This window comes from Polaribacter sp. 20A6 (assembly GCF_011378915.1).
In the GTDB taxonomy this organism is placed as follows: domain Bacteria; phylum Bacteroidota; class Bacteroidia; order Flavobacteriales; family Flavobacteriaceae; genus Polaribacter; species Polaribacter sejongensis.
Genome location: NZ_WTPZ01000141.1, coordinates 1 through 518 on the forward strand (window position 1 = coordinate 1; position 518 = coordinate 518).

The 518-nt window shown below is 45.2% G+C and carries 1 protein-coding gene; it reads left to right on the forward strand.

Translation table 11 applies throughout. From position 1 onward, the window contains the following. A partial coding sequence (locus GQS57_RS18940) for a hypothetical protein (RefSeq protein ID WP_205860331.1) occupies positions 1-305 on the forward strand: 305 nt, incomplete at its 5' end. Positions 306-518: the final 213 nt, after the last annotated feature.

Here is a 518-nt window from a genome sequence, read left to right on the forward strand (position 1 = left end):
TAGAACAACAAACAGCTCAAGCGCAGCAAATAGTATTGCCAAAGCAAGGTAATATTTTTGTAGGTGCGGTATTAGCCACATTGCGGACAATGCCGCGAGAAGTACGTTTGTCGTCATTTCAGAGTAAGAATAATACGGCCTCTATACGATTGAGCCTACCAGAAGACACATTGCAACCTCTACTCACACAATGGCGTCAAAAACACCCAAATTGGCGATGGCAGATGAGCATCGTCCAATCGGGAGCGGGTTCATTAAAAACACAGGAGGTGATCGATGTGGACCTTATCGTTTCTACGTTCTAAGTCTTATCCCCCGCTGTCACGAACCTTGTTCCTTTTGTTGCTTATTTTGCAGGCCGGTTGCTGGTACCCATTGCTACAAACTTTATATCGTGAAAGCCACGATGATCAACGTCAGCAAGTACGGCTTGAAAAACAACGCTTAGATAGGATGCGCCAATCTGAGAAATTAGCGCAGGCTCGCTTTTTACAACACGATGGTATTGCTGCTCGTAT